We start from the raw sequence: 14546 nt of genomic DNA, 5'->3' as shown, positions 1-14546 counted from the left end.
CCTTCCTTCTTCCCCGCCATGCCTGATACCTGCATGGCGGCGCTATCGAAAGCCGCCATGACCACTTCTTCCCTCCCCCAGTTGCGCGCCAGCACCGACGACGTGTGCGCGGTGCGCCAGCTTGCCGCTACGCCAAAACAACGGCGCTGGCACTGGAACTGGAAGCAGGTGTGGTTTCAATTGCACTGGTTTATCGGCATCACGGCCGGTACGGTGCTGGTGATCATTGGTCTCAGCGGCGCTACCCTGGCCTTCAAGGATGAGTTACTTGATGTCATGAACCCCGGCGTGCGCCATGTAACCGTAGAAACCCGGGCGCCTCTGACGCCGGCCCAGCTGAGCAGCATCGCTGGCGCCGAACACGGCCAGCGCGTGGCCTCGGTCACCGTGTATGCGCAAGCGGGCGCGGCGCCACGGCTGTTCTTCGCGCCCAGGAATGGGCAGCGGCGCGGCGAGTCCATCTACGCGCATCCGTACACGGGCGCGACCCAGCCTGCTTTGACGGGTGCGGAATTTTTCGAGTGGACGGAATCGCTGCACCGCTGGCTGCTGCTGCCCCGCGATCCGGGCCGGCAAGTGGCGGGCGCACTGGCCCTGTGCCTGCTGGGTCTGGCATTGTCGGGCCTGTATCTGCGCTGGCCCCGCCGTCCTCTGGACTGGCGCACGTGGCTGACCTTCGATCCCGCCTTGAAGGGCCGCTCTTTTTTGTGGAATCTGCACGCCGTGGCCGGCACCTGGTGCCTGCTCGTCTACGTGGCGCTGACCCTGACGGGCATTTACTGGAGCTACGACGTGGTGCGCGACAACATCGACGCCTGGGCCGGCAAGCCGCCAAGGATGGCACAGGCGCCCGCGAAAAAAGGCGGCGGCAAGGAGCAGGCGCCCGTCGTCGACATCAGCCTGGCCTGGACCCGCTTCCAGCAGCACGCCGCCGGCTGGACCCTGGCCAGCGTGCGCCTGCCCACGCGCGCCGGCGAAGCCGTGCAATTCACGTGGCTGGCCGGCGATGCGCCGCATGAACGGGCGCGCAGCCGCATGAGCATTGCACCGGCCGACGGCACGGTCACGGAAAACGAGCCGTACAGCCAGCAGGGGCTCGGTGCGCGCCTCGTCAACATCATTTATCCGCTACACATGGGCACGTATTTCGGCTTGCCGGGGCGCATCGTCGTTACCTTGGCCAGCCTGGGCCTGCCCCTGTTCGCCGTCACGGGCTGGATGCTGTACCTGGGCCGCCGCAAGGCAAAACAGGCAGTCCAGGCGCAGCGCGCCATGCTGGGCGCCGGCGCAGCGGACAAGCCAAATACCGGCTTGCCGACGCTCGTCGCCTACGCCAGCCAGTCGGGTCAGGCCGAGCGCCTGGCCCTGGAAAGCGCGCGCGCCCTGCAGCAGGCGGGGGTGGCCGTCGCCGTGCAGTCGCTGGACCGGTTTGATCCCGCCCAATTGTGCCAGTACGAACGGGCCCTGATCGTCGCCAGCACCTTTGGCGAAGGCGAGGCGCCGGACGGCACGCGCCGCTTTGCGCGCCTGCTGCAAACAACAGCCGGCACGCCGCTGGCGGGCCTGGAGTTCGGCATGCTGGCCCTGGGCGACCGCCATTACAGCGCCTTTTGCGGCTTTGGCCATGCGCTGGCGCGGCAATTGCAAGCGCTGGGCGCCCATCCATTATTCCCGCTGATCGAAGTGGACAAGCACGACCCTGCCGCCCTGGCCGACTGGTCCACAGCGCTGGCCCGCTGCAGCGGCAGCGCCATCGATGCCATCGGCGTGCAGGAAGAAGCGTCGTATGCCAAGTGGCGCCTGGCGCGCCGCGTGCTGCTCAACCCGGGCAGCCAGGGTGGAGAATTGCATGAAATCACCTTGACGGGCCCGGCCGACGCCATCTGGGAAGCGGGCGCGCTGGCCGAAATCATTCCATGCAACGCGGACGGCAGCGAGGGTAGCCACCCCGACAATGCCCGCCACGCGCCCCGCAGCTATTCACTCGCTTCGCTGCCCTCCGATGGCGAACTGCAGTTGCTGGTGCGCCAGGAACGCCATGCGGGCGAGGACAATCAGGGATTTGGCGTCTGTTCCGGCTGGCTCACGCGTTTCGCCCCGCTGGGCAGCCCCATCCGCTTGCGCCTGCAAGCCAATCCCGCCTTCGCGCCCGCTCTCGTCGACGTGCCCTGTATTTATATCGGCAACGGTTCCGGCCTGGCCGGCTTGCGTGCGCATCTACGCGCGCGCCAGCGGGCGGGGCTGGCCCGCAACTGGTTGCTGTTCGGCGAACGCCAGCAAGCTTTTGACAGCATCTGCGGCACAGAGTTGCAAGGCTGGCTCGACGCTGGCCACCTGGCGCGCCTGGACAAGGTCTTTTCGCGCGATGGCGAAGCACGGCAATACGTGCAGGACCGCTTACGCGCCAACGCCGGCGAGTTGCGCGCGTGGCTGGCGCAAGGCGCCATCGTCTACGTGTGCGGCAGCCTGCAAGGCATGGCGGCAGGAATCGATGCTGTACTGCAAGAAGTGCTGGGCCAGGAGGGCGTCGACGCCCTGCTGGCGGCGGGACGCTACCGCCGCGACGTGTATTGATCTGGCTCAGCCCATCGCCAGCACCGCCCGGCTATGTGGGCAGGCGCACGGTCAGCGCTGGCGATCAGTTTAGAGTGGAGGCATTCCCACCCACTATCTGCGAGGCTGTCCATGAAAAACCCCTGGATGAGCATGTACCTGAGCGCCGCCAACCGCATCGCCAACACGGCGCGCGGCCACGCGACGGCCGCCGTCAAGCGCGAAGCGGCAAAAAATACGCGGCAGTTGACGCAAGTGTGGTTCGATTCCTTGCTGCCTCCCGCAGGCAAGCCACGGCGCAGCCGCAAGGCCAAATAAGAGGCGTAACTGGTGCAGTGCGTCACAGCAACTAGTTGAAGTTTCAATCAGATGAACTAAACTGCAAGCATGGTAGTACATAGGAAGTGACCGGCAGGCGCCGCATCCTCGCGCCGCCGCCGGGACACCGGGAGACGACCATGTTGACGCTCAAAGTGCTGGCCTGCCTCGCCCTGTCGGCCTTGCTGCTCGTGCCCCTCGTGCTCAGGGATACGATGCAGACATCGGCCGGGCAGCAGTTGCAAGTACCGAATGTCGATGCGCAAGCCATGTGGAGTCATTGGCCCAAGCGTTAATACGCGCGGCTGAGAAAACGTCGCTGGGTAACGAAGCGCATCGTTATTAAAACCGCTTTATTGCGGATGGGGATTTGTTCCCCCTTTTCCTTCATTTCTCGCTCTCTTAGCCTTCCCCCTCTTCACCATATTTTTGATCCAGGTCATGGATTTGAAGCGTGGCTGCGTCCACACTGGAACAGTCCGCTTCGCACCGCGACGGACTTAACCGGGAGCATCGGCATGGGTAAATCGCATTGGAAGGATGAGATGGCGCTGGGTGTTCCCGTCATCGACGAGGCGCATGAGGCGCTGTTTCAGGAGCTGGCGCGGCTGCAGCAACTGAGCGACCAGCATTTCAGCGTGGCGTTTCGCGAGCTGATCGCGGCCGTCGAGCGCGATTTCCGCGAGGAAGAAGATTTGATGGAACAAATCGCCTTTCCCTCGTTGGCCAACCACCGCGAACAGCATGCCCGCGTACTCAGCGGCTTGCACCATGCCTGGGCCGCCGTCGATGAAGGCGACCTGGAGCAGGGACGCCATGCGCTGTCGCTGTTGCCGCAATGGCTGATCTTTCACCAGGCCACCATGGACCTGGCCCTGGCGGCCGCTTTGGAACTGGTACAGCGCCAGCCCAACTAGACGCTACAGCAGCAACACCGTCGCCTGCTCGGGCAAGACGACGCGGTAGTGTCCCGGATATTTGTCTTCGCCGTCGAAAATCTTGCAAAACACGGGCTGGTTGATGTCGTTGACGGCCGCCTCGTTCATGGGCAAGGTGGCAATCAATTGCTCGCCATCCATCAAGCGCAAGGCGCTGCCCCGCTCGGCCGCGCAAAAGGCCAGCGATTGCACGTCGCTGGCGAATGGCCGCTTGTACCACGGCGTGATGGCCCGCACGGCACGGCGCGCATCGTGCAGGACTTGCCCCACGCGCGTGACGTTCCACGCATCGCGCGCCACGGACGGCTGGAGCACGATATTCGCCGTCAGCTCGCCCTTGCCCTTGTTCACGAGAAAAGTGCCATCCTGCGCGGCGATATCATCGTTGAGCGGCACGACAAACACGCCGCCATCGGATACCTTGATCGGCATGGGTGCGCCATTGCCTTGCAAGGCCACGCGCACGTCGTCGATGGTAGCGCTCAGCTTGGCAGGAATCAGGCGCAGGGCCATGACCACGCTGCCGCTCGACACTTGCCACACTTTCCTGGCCGTCAGATAGCTTTCACGGTAGGACGTGAACCGCACGCGCGGCGCCTTGGCGTCGTTGCTCGCCGTGATCGTCACCGTTTGCGAAGGCTGCGCCTCCTCCGCTGGCGCGGCGGTCGGGGCCGGTGTAACGGACGGTGTCACGGCATCGGCGGCGGGCGGCGCGCTGGCGCTTTGCAGCGGCGCGGGAACAGCCGGCGGCGGCGCGTGTTCCTGGGCCTGGCCCAGAGATACGACACACAACCATCCGGCACAGGCGATCCATGTACGCATGCATTTCTTTCAAAGAGGAAAATATTTGTCAGCGCCTGCATTATCGCAGAAGGCCGGGCGATGCGCCGCCCTTGGCCCTTCCGCACTATTTTGGTGCGCGCGCTTGATTATTTGGCAAATTTCGCTTATATTGATAATGATTCTTATTTACAAAAATGACGAGAATCGCGCGCCCTTCTTTTCCACTGCCCGTCCGCGCCGGGCCTTGCGGTGGAACTGCTATCCAAGCCAGACCACGGGCCAGCGTCAAGCCATCCCCCCAGCTACTGCGCACCTCGCCAGACGAGATAGGAACACTCACGACTAAAAATATTCCAGGAAAATGATGCAATCACCGACAGTCCTTACTTCTTCGCGCCGGCCCGCCTTGCGCCCCCTCCCCCGTTTATTACACATCGCCCTGCTCGGCCTTGCCGCTGGCGTCGCCTTGCCGGCACAGGCAGCCGACGCCGCCGCGGCCGACGTCACCATGCCGGCCGTCACCGTGCTGGGCCAGTCGACGGCGACCACGGAAGGCACGCAATCGTACACGGCGGGCGAAGCGCGCAGCGCCACGCGCATGGAGCTGACCTTGCGCGAAACGCCGCAATCGGTCAGCGTCATCACGCGCCAACTGCTCGATGACTTGGGGGCCGTACGGCTGGACCAGGCGCTGGCGCAGACGACGGGCATCCAGGTGGGCCAGAACGACACGGAACGCACGCGGTTTTATGCGCGCGGCTTCGGCATCAACAATCTCCAGATCGACGGCATGGAGCGCGGCGGCAATGCGCCGCTGCAAGACACGATTTTGTACGACCGCATCGAAGTCGTGCGCGGCGCCACGGGCTTGATGGGCGGCAAGGGCGACCCGTCGGCCACCATCAACATGATACGCAAGCGGCCGACGAAAACCTTCCAGGCCAGCGCCGGCCTGATCATGGGCCGCTGGGATGACCAGCGCTTCGAAGCCGACCTGTCCACGCCGCTGAACGCGGAGGGCAGCGTGCGCGCCCGCACGGCCCTGGCCTGGCAAAAACGCGATTCCTACCTGGACATGTATCACGAACGCAAGACGGTCGGCATGGTCATCGTCGAAGCGGACTTGCGTCCCGGCACCCTGCTGACGGCAGGTGTCGACTTCCAGGACAACAAGCCCACGGGCGCCACCTGGGGCGCCGTGCCCTACTGGAACGCGGACGGCAGCCTGGCCAACTTGCCGCGCAATACCAGCCTCACGACGCCATGGAGTACCTGGGCCAACAAGCAGCACACGCTGTTCACCTCGCTGGACCAGCGCCTGCCCGGCAACTGGAATATGCATCTCGGTTATGCCCGTACGGAAAGCACGAACCGCACCACGGTCGCCTATGCGGGTGGCGGCCATCCCGACCCGGCCACGGGCAAAGGCATGCTGCTGTGGACAGGCGCCTATGGCCCGGGCAAGACCACCAACGACAATTTCGACCTGTACGCCAGCGGCCCGTTCACCTTGCTGGGGCGCAAGCATACGGCCATCGTCGGCTGGAACGGCGGCAACCAGCGCGCCCGCTCGCTCGGCGGCGAGGCGGACATCGATTACCCGGCCTTCGTTCCCGATTACCGCAGCTGGACGGGCAACATTCCCCGCCCCGTTTTCCACCCGGACGGCTCGCACACGGAAGCCGTCACGCGCCTGGCGGGCGGCTATGTCGCCACGCGTTTGAGCCTGGCCGATCCGCTGCACGTGATCATCGGCGCGCGCAGCAGCACTTACCGCACGGATACGCGCAACTACGATACACGGGGCGTGCACACGGACAATAGCGACTTTGCCGAGACGCGCAATGAAGTGACGCCCTATGTGGGCGCCGTGTTCGACATCAACAAGCAATATTCGGCCTATGCCAGCTTCACGCAGCTGTTCAACCCGCAATCGAGCAAGGACCGCAACAACCAGTTCCTGGCGCCGGAGACAGTCGACAATGCGGAGCTGGGCATCAAGGGCGAATTCTATGAAGGCAAGCTGAACGCATCGGCCGCCCTGTTCCACACGAAGAAAAAAAACCTGGCGGAACTCGACCGCACGGTACCGCCCGGCTTTTTGCTGCCCGATGGCGGCCAGGCCATGGTGGCCAATGGCGCCGGCGTGACGGCCAAGGGCGTCGAGTTCGACGTCTCCGGCCTGATCACGCCCGCCTGGGAAGCGAGCGGCGGCTATACCTATCTGCACGCGGCCGAGGCCGATGGCCGCCGCGCCGCCACCACGCAGCCGCGCCACTTGCTGCGCCTGGCCACCAGCTACCGTTTCGACGGCAAGCTGGCCGGCTTGCGGGCGGGCGCCAGCATGACGGCGCAAAGCGCCACCTACAGCGAGTCGTGGTACGGCCGCCCGCCATCGAACAAGATCACGAATATCCCGCAAGCGGGCTACGCGCTGTTCAACGCCATGGCCAGCTACGCGCTCAACCGCCACGTCAGCGTGCAGCTGAACGTGAATAACTTGCTCGATAAAAAGTACTACCGCAACGTGGGCTTCTTCGACGGCGTGTTCTGGGGCGAGCCGCGCAACATCAGTCTGAGCGTGCGCACGGCGTTTTAAATAATTTCGTCTCCAACGCATGCACTGCGGACGGCCCCTGTCCGCAGTGGCGCGATAGCGCATTGATTGATATGGCATTGAAATAGCCAACTATTATCGATGAACATGCGCTTGTTTTGATGATTTTTTGATATTATCAAAAATTTAAAACAGGGATATCTGATGAAAATGAAAAAGACAATGTTGTGGACGGCGCTTGCGCTCTTATGCGCCAGTGTGCTGCCGGTACTTTCCGCCAACGCGACAACGCCCTCGTGCACGAACTGCTTTGAAAAACGCTGGATTTATTTTAGCGGCAATATCACCAGGGCTCCAACTTCTGCGGATGCCCGCCACAAGAAACTGCTGGAACTGATCCACGTCGCCAAGGCCGAAGGCTACAATGGCATTGCATTCAATCCTGGTGCCAATGGGTCGTTCGCCAGCATGTTAAGCGCAACTGCCCCTCACCCTGATTATTATCCGAACTACGCGGAAATCGTGCGAGAGGCCAAAGAAAACGGTATCGAGCTGATTCCAGTTGGCGGCGGCCCGGAAATGCCAGCCAAAGTCGCGCCTGACTTGATCGAAGCCTTGCCTGTCAAAGACACTCTTTTCATCGTGCACGATGGACACGCCGTTCCGCAGGGCCAGATCATCAATAGCGACAGCAGCTTTGAAAATCGCGATGCGGCGTGGGATCTGATCGAAAAAAATGTCGGCGGCCTTGCTTACGACACCATTGAAGCGCACTCGGGCCAGACTTCCGTCAAATTCACGCAAGCAAGCCAGACCAATCGCGCGCGCCTGCTGCGCACCCTGTCGAATATACGACCGCATGCGGCATATCGCATGTCCTTCTGGATCGCAACAAAAAACTACAATGCGCCTCTCAGCATACGCATTTATGGCGAGGGTGCAACGCCCATGTACTCCAATCCGAATGCGCGCCTGGGTTGGGGCACGAGCAACGGCCTGTGGAATTCCGACGAAAATATCATCGCGACTACCCAAGGCTGGAAGCAATACAATCTGGATTTTAATAGCGGCAACAATTCCAGCTTGAAGTTATATTTCATGAACGAGGGCAATGGCAGCAACTCAGATGGCCTTGCCTGGCTCGACGATGTCGAAATCCGCGAAATCGGCCTTTCCCACACGATCAGACGCGATCCACAATCACTGCCAATCAGCGTGACGTCCGCTGACGGTAGCATCAGCTACGCCGAGTGGAATAGCGACGCCCAGACACCGGCAGATTACATCGTCGGCATGGAGTCCTTGTCAATTCCGGCCAATAGCACGATCCGGGAAGGCCAGATACTCCGCGTATCCTCCTATCAATCTGGCCAGAATATGACGTCGATGTGGTCAACGCCGGCCAGCGCCTGTCACGAAAAATTCTTTGATATTCAAAAAAGATACTTCGACAAAACTTACGCGCTCTTATCGGCGCCACAGAAGTTCTTTCTTTACTACGACGAGAATCGGGTCATGAATTGGGACCCAGCTTGCGGCAATATAACAGGCGGGAAATATCTGGCCAATACAATCGCACGGCATCAACAGGTACTCTTGGACGCTTACCCCAACGTGGAGCTGTATGTCTGGAATGATATGTTCGACCCAAAGATGAACGCGATTCCAAAATACTGGGCAGTCAATGGAGATCTAACCGACTCGTGGAAAGGATTGAAATCCAGCACCACCGTGGTCAACTGGACAGGAGGTTCGGAAAAGGAATATACGAATACGCTGGCACTGAAAAAAAAATCGCTGGAATTTTTCCATGCGCTGGGCCATCAGCAAATGATTGCCGGCTACTATGATGATGAAAGCACGGAGCTCGATGCCCTCAAATCATGGCTCGATGCGTTGACGGCAGCGGAAGCCAATGGCGTTAACAGCGTCAAAGGCTTCATGTACACGACGTGGAAAGACGTGGATGGCTACGCCAACGTCAAGAAAGTCGCTGACTTCATCAAGAGCAAGCAGCCACAGCGCTGGCCGCAACAGTAAGACTCATCCTAGGTCGCTGCTCCAGTGCGCAGGCGCCGGCAAGGTAAAACCATCGAGCAAGGGACCGCCGACCGGCGCCAGCACGGCGGCGGCGACCTGCTCGAAGGCGCGCTGGCCGGCCGGCAAGTCGCTGGCGACGAGGCGCAGCGCGCCGTCTAGCTGGACGGCGATGGCGGCGTCGAATGCCTGCAGGCGCCGGAACAGGTGCTTGCCGCCGCCGCTCCATTCGCCGGCCGCGCGCAAGCGCAGGTCGGCCAGCGCTTCGTACAGCTGGCAAGCGACGGCCACCGCCTCGCCCGGGTGCGTGCTGTCGACCAGGTCTTCCAGCGCCGTGGTGATGGCGTAGCGGCGCCGCTGCAGGTTTTCCGCGTTGAGCACGGGCGGACCGGCCTCGACGATGGCGTGCGCCAGCGCATGCAGCCGCGCGCAGGCATCGCCGGCGGCGAGGATGTTTTCCCCTTCCACCACCATCATCGCCAGCGGCACCTTGCCGCCGGGCGCATCCATTTCCTTGCAAAAATATGTGAACGTGGCCATGTCGTGCCCGAACAGCTCCACCGTGCGCCTCTCGGCGACGAGGGTGTCGCGCCACGCGCAGTCGACGTGGTCGAACAGCAGCAGCAAGTCGATATCGGAAGTGGCCGTTTGCCGGCCCGTGGCGAACGAGCCGCCGATGATGGCCGCCACGGCCGAGGGATAGTGCTCGTGCACCAGCCGCAGGGCAATCGCGCGGATGGCGTCATAAGTAGGGATCGTCGTCAAAGCCTGTGCTCCATGCCGAAAACGCCATCCTACACGCAAGATACATGCTGCCGCCATCCTGCTACACTGGCGCCATCTGATCGAGGAACAAACATGGAATACGACTGCATCGTGGTGCCCTCGCCCGTGGGCGAGCTGACCCTGGTGGCGCGCGGGGAAGCCCTGACCGCCATCCTGTGGGAAAACGACAAGCCGAACCGCGTGCGCCTGGGTGCGATGCGCGTCGATGACGGTTGCGCCGTGCTGCAGGAAACGGCGCGCCAGCTGCGCGAGTATTTCGCCGGCACGCGCCAGCGTTTTGAGGTGCCGCTCGACTTTGCCGGCACGCCATTCCAGCAGGAAGTGTGGCGCGCGCTGCTGACGATACCGTACGGCCAGACGCGCAGCTATGGCGAGATCGCGCGCCAGATCGGCCGCCCCGCCGCCGTGCGTGCCGTGGGCGCCGCCAACGGCAAGAATCCCATCTCCATCATCGCCCCCTGCCACCGGGTCATCGGCGCCACGGGCGAACTGACGGGCTTTGCGGGCGGCCTGCATGCGAAGGAAACCTTGTTGGCGCTGGAAGGCATTTCCCTGTCCAGCGACCGCGAAGCGCTGAAGACGGGCCATGCCCGGCGTCGCGCCGTGCACGTCGATACGGCGCAAGGCTGTCTGTTTTAGGCTGCGGCATGGCGCCACTTGTGGGATACTCACGCCCCTCGCTCAAGCCAACACATCCTATGCCCTACCTTGTCATCCTGTTCTTTGTCGTTCTGTATTTGCTGGCCACGTTCTTTTTCCACATCCCCGTCGTTGTCGCCCTCGCGTATGGCGTGCTGAGCCTGGGCTGCTTCGTTGCCTATGCGATCGACAAGTCGGCCGCCAAGGAAGGCCGCTGGCGCACGTCGGAACGCACCTTGCTGCTGCTGGGATTGTTGTGCGGCTGGCCCGGCGCCGTGCTGGCCCAGCAATGGCTGCGCCACAAGTCCAGCAAGCGCTCGTTCCGCGTGCTGTTCTGGATCACGGTCGCCATCAATATCGGCGCTTTCGTGTATTTCAGCATGCATTACGCGGCGCCCGACATCGGCACCGAGGTGGCGCCCATCGAGCTGTAAAACCGCAGCAGCGAAAATGTAACAGTTATTGCGGCGCGTTGTAGGTGAAAAGATCGCCTGTCAGAATATCAATATCTCCGGCATTCAAGCCAATTCATCGACACGGGAAAGCACTTTTCGGCCATGCGCACTTCACATCGCACTTCACACATACATAACTTCTTCTTGTCACGCCTTGCTGTTGCGATTGGTTTCGCAATCACCTTGGCCGGCTGCACAAGCTATCGCTATATTCCTCCGGATTCGGATGCGGGCCGCCAGTGCGTGACGAGCTGCGGGACCAATCAGCAAATATGCATTGCCGGCAAAGAGCAGATTGCGGCGAGCCAGGCACAGGCTTGCGAGATGCGAAACGTCAGTACCGTTTCACTCTGCCTGGCCGTGGCGAAAACAGATGCGGACCGCGAATCATGCTCGAAAAAACGCCAGTATTGTTCATCCAGCGCTTCGACATGGCAATGCGACGCCGACTACAGAGCATGCTATACGCTGTGCGGCGGCAGGATCGAGGAGAGCCAATAAACGGTTGAAAAGCATTTGCCGCCGAACAAGACGCCGGCGCGACAGGCTAGCTTCCTTGTCACTCGCCCAGCAAGCGCAACGATTCCAGCCAATCCGCCTTCCATTCGCGCAGCAAGGGCTGCGTGGCGAACGCCTTTTTCAGATGCGCCATCGGCACGCGGTGCACGTCGTGCAAGCCGAACGCCAGGGTCACCGGATGCCACAGGTGGCTGTTCTTGCCGCCGCGCGAATTCTTGCGCACGCGCGCCCCATCGTCGCCAAAGATGCCCACGCCGCTGGCCAGTCCCTGGTCCAGGTCGACCTTGCCCACGCCGGCAAAGGCCATCAGAATCTGCTCGCGCCCCAGACCCTTCAGGGCGCTGGGCAGAACGACAGGCGCCTTTTCCAGCGTTTCCCCGGCCGGGTGCTGCAAGTCCTTGAGCAAGCGCAGCAGATCGCGCTCCTGGAAATGCAAGCCATCGACCGGCACGCGCAAGCCCGGCGCCTTCAATTCGATGGCGATGTCGCTTGAATCGCGCGTAAACCGCAGCCACACGTCATCGGCGCCCGAGGCCAGATGCTCTTTGTCGCCGATGAACACGACGGGCGCCGCATAGCGCGTCAAGCCGTCATGGAACAGCTCGGCCCATGCTTCGCTGTAATCGAGCCAGACGTACGGCAAGCCGCCCTGCTCCAGCAGGCGCGCCAGGGTCCAGGGCGTGCCCGTCTGTTGCGCCAGCCAGGCACAGGCTTCAAGTACGGTGGCGCGATATGGCAGGGATAAGGAAGTCATGGCGGTTCCATCGAGAAAAGTGGAGCGCAGTGTAGCAGACGCCGCCACCATCGCTTCGGCAGGCGCATCCGGCGCGCCATTCCTGCACGATGTGCTAGGCTGGAAACAGCAGCACGCGCCACGGCCACCTCGGCAGCGTGGCGCACCACCGCGAGGAGATCATCATGCATTCGAGCACCAACGCCGCCACCGCACCCGCCCCGCCACCGGAGCGCGATTCACCCACGCCGGCCAGCGAAAGCCACGCCGAGGAAATCCTCGATGAAGCGCTGAAGGAAAGCTTTCCGGCCAGCGACCCGATTGCCATTGCAACACCCAAACCGCCGAGCAAGCCACCTGCCGGTAGGTCGTAAGCCGACGACACCACCGTCGCGGCCAACAATATTGTCGGATTACGCGTGGCCTTGCCCCGCTAATCCGACCTACTGCCCATCACCAGCAGCCCATCCGCCAGCCAGTAGGTCGGCTTAGCGCGCAGCGCGTAAGCCGACGACGCCACCATTGCAAGCTTGCAAAGCCACCGCCATGGTGGTTATGCCTGCACCACATCCAAATGACGCTCCCGTGCGTAGATGGCTATGCCGTCACCTGATTTGTTACCACGCGGAAAGGGAAAGCCATGCAGCATTACAGCAAAAAGACGGATCCCATGGACCAGCGCCTGTACCTGGCCCAGCGCATCGACCGTGCCGATGCGCGCCTGCGGCGGCTGAACGAGGCGCTGGCCGATGCGGCGGCGCGCGAACGCTGTGCGCGCTGGCTTACCGCCTGGGCCGTGGCGGCGGGTGCCGACGCGCCGCGCGGCATGAAACTGCGCATCCGTGGCGAATTCATCTTGCTGTAAAAAGCAAAAGCCCCGCCGGGCATTGCGCCGGGCGGGGCTGTTCAGTCCGTACTGCGACTAGTTCGGCGTGTCGCGGTACTGCTCGGGCGTCGTGTCGCCATCGGCGATTTCATACCACATCGCATTGAGCACGGCGAAGGTCGCCGCCAGCGGCAGACCCAGTATCCAGGCGAAATACCACATAGTTATATCCTTTCGTAAATTCTTAGTAGGCGTGACCGCTGTCGTCTTCGATGGCTTTGCCGTCGACCTTACCCCACAGCACTTTATATACCCACGTCGTGTACGCCACGATGAGGGGAATGAAGACGGCCGTGACGACCAGCATGATGAACAGGGTCATGTGGCTGGACGAGGAATCCCACACCGTCAGGCTGGCGCGCGGGTCGATCGACGATGGCAGGATGAACGGGAACATGGCCGCGCCCACGCTGAGGATGATGCCGGCGATGGCCGCCGCGCTGGCCAGCAAGGCAGGCACTTCGCGGCGCGCGCGCAGCAAGGCAAACGCCAGCAAGGGGCCAAGCAAGCCCAGCGCAGGGGCGATCCAGGTCCACGGATGGGCTGCAAAGTTAAGGAACCAGGCGCCCACGTGTACCTGCGCCGTTTTCAGCATGGGGTTCGACGGACCGTCGACGACGACGGCGCTGGTGACGCGGTAGCCATCGACCCACAGCCACAGGGCCACGCCGGCCAGCGCATACAGCACGACGGTGGCGAGCGCCGCCACGCTGCCGTAGCGGCGCGAGCGTTCAGCCACGGGGCCGTCCGTTTTCACTTGCAGCCAGGTGGCGCCGTGCATCACCAGCATGGCCACCGAGACGAGGCCGCACAGCAGGGCGAACGGATTGAGCAGCGCAAAGAAACTGCCGTCATAGAAGATATGCATGTCCGGCGAGAAACGGAACGGCACGCCTTGCAGCACGTTGCCGATCGCCACGCCGCAGATCAGGGCCGGCACGAAGCCGCCCACGAACAGGGCCGCGTCCCAGCGGGCGCGCCAGCGCGGGTCTTCGCGCTTGCTGCGGAATTTGAACGCCACGGGACGCACGATCAGCGCCACGAGGATGACGAACATGGCCAGGTAAAAACCCGAGAACGAGACGGCGTACAACTGTGGCCAGGCGGCAAAGATGGCGCCGCCGCCGAGGATCAGCCACACCTGGTTGCCTTCCCACACGGGACCGATGCTGTTGATGATGACGCGGCGCTCGAGGTCCGTCTTGCCGACGAACGGCAGCAGGATGCCCGTGCCCAGGTCGAAGCCGTCCGTGATGGCAAAGCCCACCAGCAGGATGCCGATCAGCAGCCACCAGATCAGGCGCAGGGTTTCATACGAAATCATTTCATGCAAAATCATGGT

At 62.5% G+C, this 14546-nt stretch carries 16 protein-coding genes; 11 read left to right on the top strand and 5 right to left on the bottom strand.

Annotation, left to right across the window (positions count from 1 at the left end; all coding sequences use genetic code 11):
* The first annotated feature begins 57 nt into the window (after positions 1-57).
* The 4 genes from BLU39_RS11255 to BLU39_RS11245 all read left to right on the top strand — a co-directional run bounded on the left by BLU39_RS11255 (position 58) and on the right by BLU39_RS11245 (position 3788).
* The gene (locus BLU39_RS11255) at positions 58-2574 is read left to right on the top strand and encodes a PepSY domain-containing protein (RefSeq protein WP_092713041.1); all 2517 of its coding nucleotides are present in this window, start codon (positions 58-60) and stop codon (positions 2572-2574) included.
* 111 nt (positions 2575-2685) lie between these two features.
* Positions 2686-2871, top strand: coding sequence for a hypothetical protein (locus BLU39_RS28160; RefSeq protein ID WP_100427032.1), 186 nt, complete (start codon positions 2686-2688; stop codon positions 2869-2871).
* Between the two features lie 140 nt (positions 2872-3011).
* The gene (locus BLU39_RS28585; RefSeq protein ID WP_157808706.1) at positions 3012-3167 is read left to right on the top strand and encodes a hypothetical protein; all 156 of its coding nucleotides are present in this window, start codon (positions 3012-3014) and stop codon (positions 3165-3167) included.
* Positions 3168-3389: 222 nt separating this feature from the next.
* On the top strand, positions 3390-3788 hold the full coding sequence (locus tag BLU39_RS11245; RefSeq protein ID WP_157808705.1) for a bacteriohemerythrin: 399 nt from the start codon (positions 3390-3392) through the stop codon (positions 3786-3788).
* A gap of 3 nt (positions 3789-3791) precedes the next feature.
* On the opposite strand, the gene BLU39_RS11240 is transcribed toward BLU39_RS11245, so the two are convergent.
* A complete protein-coding gene (locus tag BLU39_RS11240; protein ID WP_139178234.1) occupies positions 3792-4631 on the bottom strand; it encodes a hypothetical protein in 840 nt (279 codons plus the stop codon).
* 325 nt (positions 4632-4956) lie between these two features.
* Between BLU39_RS11240 and BLU39_RS11235 the strand changes: the two genes are divergently transcribed.
* Positions 4957-7191, top strand: coding sequence for a TonB-dependent siderophore receptor (locus BLU39_RS11235; protein WP_175539266.1), 2235 nt, complete (start codon positions 4957-4959; stop codon positions 7189-7191).
* Positions 7192-7353: 162 nt separating this feature from the next.
* The gene (locus tag BLU39_RS11230; RefSeq protein ID WP_139178232.1) at positions 7354-9189 is read left to right on the top strand and encodes a DNA/RNA nuclease SfsA; all 1836 of its coding nucleotides are present in this window, start codon (positions 7354-7356) and stop codon (positions 9187-9189) included.
* 3 nt (positions 9190-9192) lie between these two features.
* On the opposite strand, the gene BLU39_RS11225 is transcribed toward BLU39_RS11230, so the two are convergent.
* Positions 9193-9951, bottom strand: a complete 759-nt coding sequence (locus BLU39_RS11225) for a nucleotidyltransferase domain-containing protein (protein WP_092712917.1) — start codon at positions 9949-9951, stop codon at positions 9193-9195.
* Between the two features lie 93 nt (positions 9952-10044).
* On the opposite strand from BLU39_RS11225, the gene BLU39_RS11220 reads away from it, so the two are divergent.
* From BLU39_RS11220 to BLU39_RS28155, 3 genes are all read left to right on the top strand, one after another.
* Positions 10045-10611: a methylated-DNA--[protein]-cysteine S-methyltransferase gene (locus tag BLU39_RS11220; RefSeq protein ID WP_092712915.1), complete on the top strand. Its 567-nt coding sequence runs from the start codon at positions 10045-10047 to the stop codon at positions 10609-10611.
* 59 nt (positions 10612-10670) lie between these two features.
* Positions 10671-11045 (top strand): DUF1294 domain-containing protein, encoded by a 375-nt coding sequence (locus BLU39_RS11215; RefSeq protein ID WP_092712913.1) that lies wholly within the window; start codon positions 10671-10673, stop codon positions 11043-11045.
* Positions 11046-11168: 123 nt separating this feature from the next.
* Positions 11169-11567: a hypothetical protein gene (locus tag BLU39_RS28155; RefSeq protein WP_139178228.1), complete on the top strand. Its 399-nt coding sequence runs from the start codon at positions 11169-11171 to the stop codon at positions 11565-11567.
* A 58-nt stretch (positions 11568-11625) separates the two neighbouring features.
* Here BLU39_RS28155 and BLU39_RS11210 read toward each other — a convergent pair whose 3' ends face one another.
* Positions 11626-12339: a hypothetical protein gene (locus BLU39_RS11210; RefSeq protein WP_092712911.1), complete on the bottom strand. Its 714-nt coding sequence runs from the start codon at positions 12337-12339 to the stop codon at positions 11626-11628.
* Between the two features lie 164 nt (positions 12340-12503).
* Here BLU39_RS11210 and BLU39_RS11205 point away from each other — a divergent pair, with 164 nt between their 5' ends.
* Both BLU39_RS11205 and BLU39_RS11200 read left to right on the top strand, forming a co-directional pair.
* Positions 12504-12692: a hypothetical protein gene (locus BLU39_RS11205; RefSeq protein ID WP_070304418.1), complete on the top strand. Its 189-nt coding sequence runs from the start codon at positions 12504-12506 to the stop codon at positions 12690-12692.
* A gap of 266 nt (positions 12693-12958) precedes the next feature.
* Entirely contained in the window at positions 12959-13183 is a 225-nt protein-coding gene (locus tag BLU39_RS11200) for a hypothetical protein (protein ID WP_092712909.1), read from the top strand.
* 57 nt (positions 13184-13240) lie between these two features.
* Here the strand turns inward: BLU39_RS11200 and cydX are convergent, their stop codons facing one another.
* Positions 13241-13366, bottom strand: a complete 126-nt coding sequence (cydX, locus tag BLU39_RS11195; RefSeq protein WP_092712907.1) for a cytochrome bd-I oxidase subunit CydX — start codon at positions 13364-13366, stop codon at positions 13241-13243.
* A 22-nt stretch (positions 13367-13388) separates the two neighbouring features.
* Complete coding sequence (cydB, locus tag BLU39_RS11190) at positions 13389-14543, bottom strand: cytochrome d ubiquinol oxidase subunit II (protein WP_092712905.1); 1155 nt, start codon at positions 14541-14543, stop codon at positions 13389-13391.
* Positions 14544-14546 lie beyond the last annotated feature (3 nt).

The organism is Janthinobacterium sp. OK676, assembly GCF_900103595.1.
Taxonomy (GTDB): Bacteria; Pseudomonadota; Gammaproteobacteria; order Burkholderiales; family Burkholderiaceae_D; genus Janthinobacterium.
This window is presented reverse-complemented; position numbering and strand designations above follow the sequence as displayed.

Excerpts from the sequence above, each read along its gene's own strand:
- BLU39_RS11255 (WP_092713041.1), top strand. The coding sequence starts at position 58 with ATGACCACTTCTTCCCTCCCCCAGTTGCGCGCCAGCACCGACGACGTG.
- BLU39_RS28160 (WP_100427032.1), top strand. The coding sequence starts at position 2,686 with ATGAAAAACCCCTGGATGAGCATGTACCTGAGCGCCGCCAACCGCATC.
- BLU39_RS28585 (WP_157808706.1), top strand. The coding sequence starts at position 3,012 with ATGTTGACGCTCAAAGTGCTGGCCTGCCTCGCCCTGTCGGCCTTGCTG.
- BLU39_RS11245 (WP_157808705.1), top strand. The coding sequence starts at position 3,390 with ATGGGTAAATCGCATTGGAAGGATGAGATGGCGCTGGGTGTTCCCGTC.
- BLU39_RS11240 (WP_139178234.1), bottom strand. The coding sequence starts at position 4,631 with ATGCGTACATGGATCGCCTGTGCCGGATGGTTGTGTGTCGTATCTCTG.
- BLU39_RS11235 (WP_175539266.1), top strand. The coding sequence starts at position 4,957 with ATGCAATCACCGACAGTCCTTACTTCTTCGCGCCGGCCCGCCTTGCGC.
- BLU39_RS11230 (WP_139178232.1), top strand. The coding sequence starts at position 7,354 with ATGAAAATGAAAAAGACAATGTTGTGGACGGCGCTTGCGCTCTTATGC.
- BLU39_RS11220 (WP_092712915.1), top strand. The coding sequence starts at position 10,045 with ATGGAATACGACTGCATCGTGGTGCCCTCGCCCGTGGGCGAGCTGACC.
- BLU39_RS11215 (WP_092712913.1), top strand. The coding sequence starts at position 10,671 with ATGCCCTACCTTGTCATCCTGTTCTTTGTCGTTCTGTATTTGCTGGCC.
- BLU39_RS28155 (WP_139178228.1), top strand. The coding sequence starts at position 11,169 with ATGCGCACTTCACATCGCACTTCACACATACATAACTTCTTCTTGTCA.
- BLU39_RS11210 (WP_092712911.1), bottom strand. The coding sequence starts at position 12,339 with ATGACTTCCTTATCCCTGCCATATCGCGCCACCGTACTTGAAGCCTGT.
- BLU39_RS11205 (WP_070304418.1), top strand. The coding sequence starts at position 12,504 with ATGCATTCGAGCACCAACGCCGCCACCGCACCCGCCCCGCCACCGGAG.
- BLU39_RS11200 (WP_092712909.1), top strand. The coding sequence starts at position 12,959 with ATGCAGCATTACAGCAAAAAGACGGATCCCATGGACCAGCGCCTGTAC.
- cydX (WP_092712907.1), bottom strand. The coding sequence starts at position 13,366 with ATGTGGTATTTCGCCTGGATACTGGGTCTGCCGCTGGCGGCGACCTTC.
- cydB (WP_092712905.1), bottom strand. The coding sequence starts at position 14,543 with ATGATTTTGCATGAAATGATTTCGTATGAAACCCTGCGCCTGATCTGG.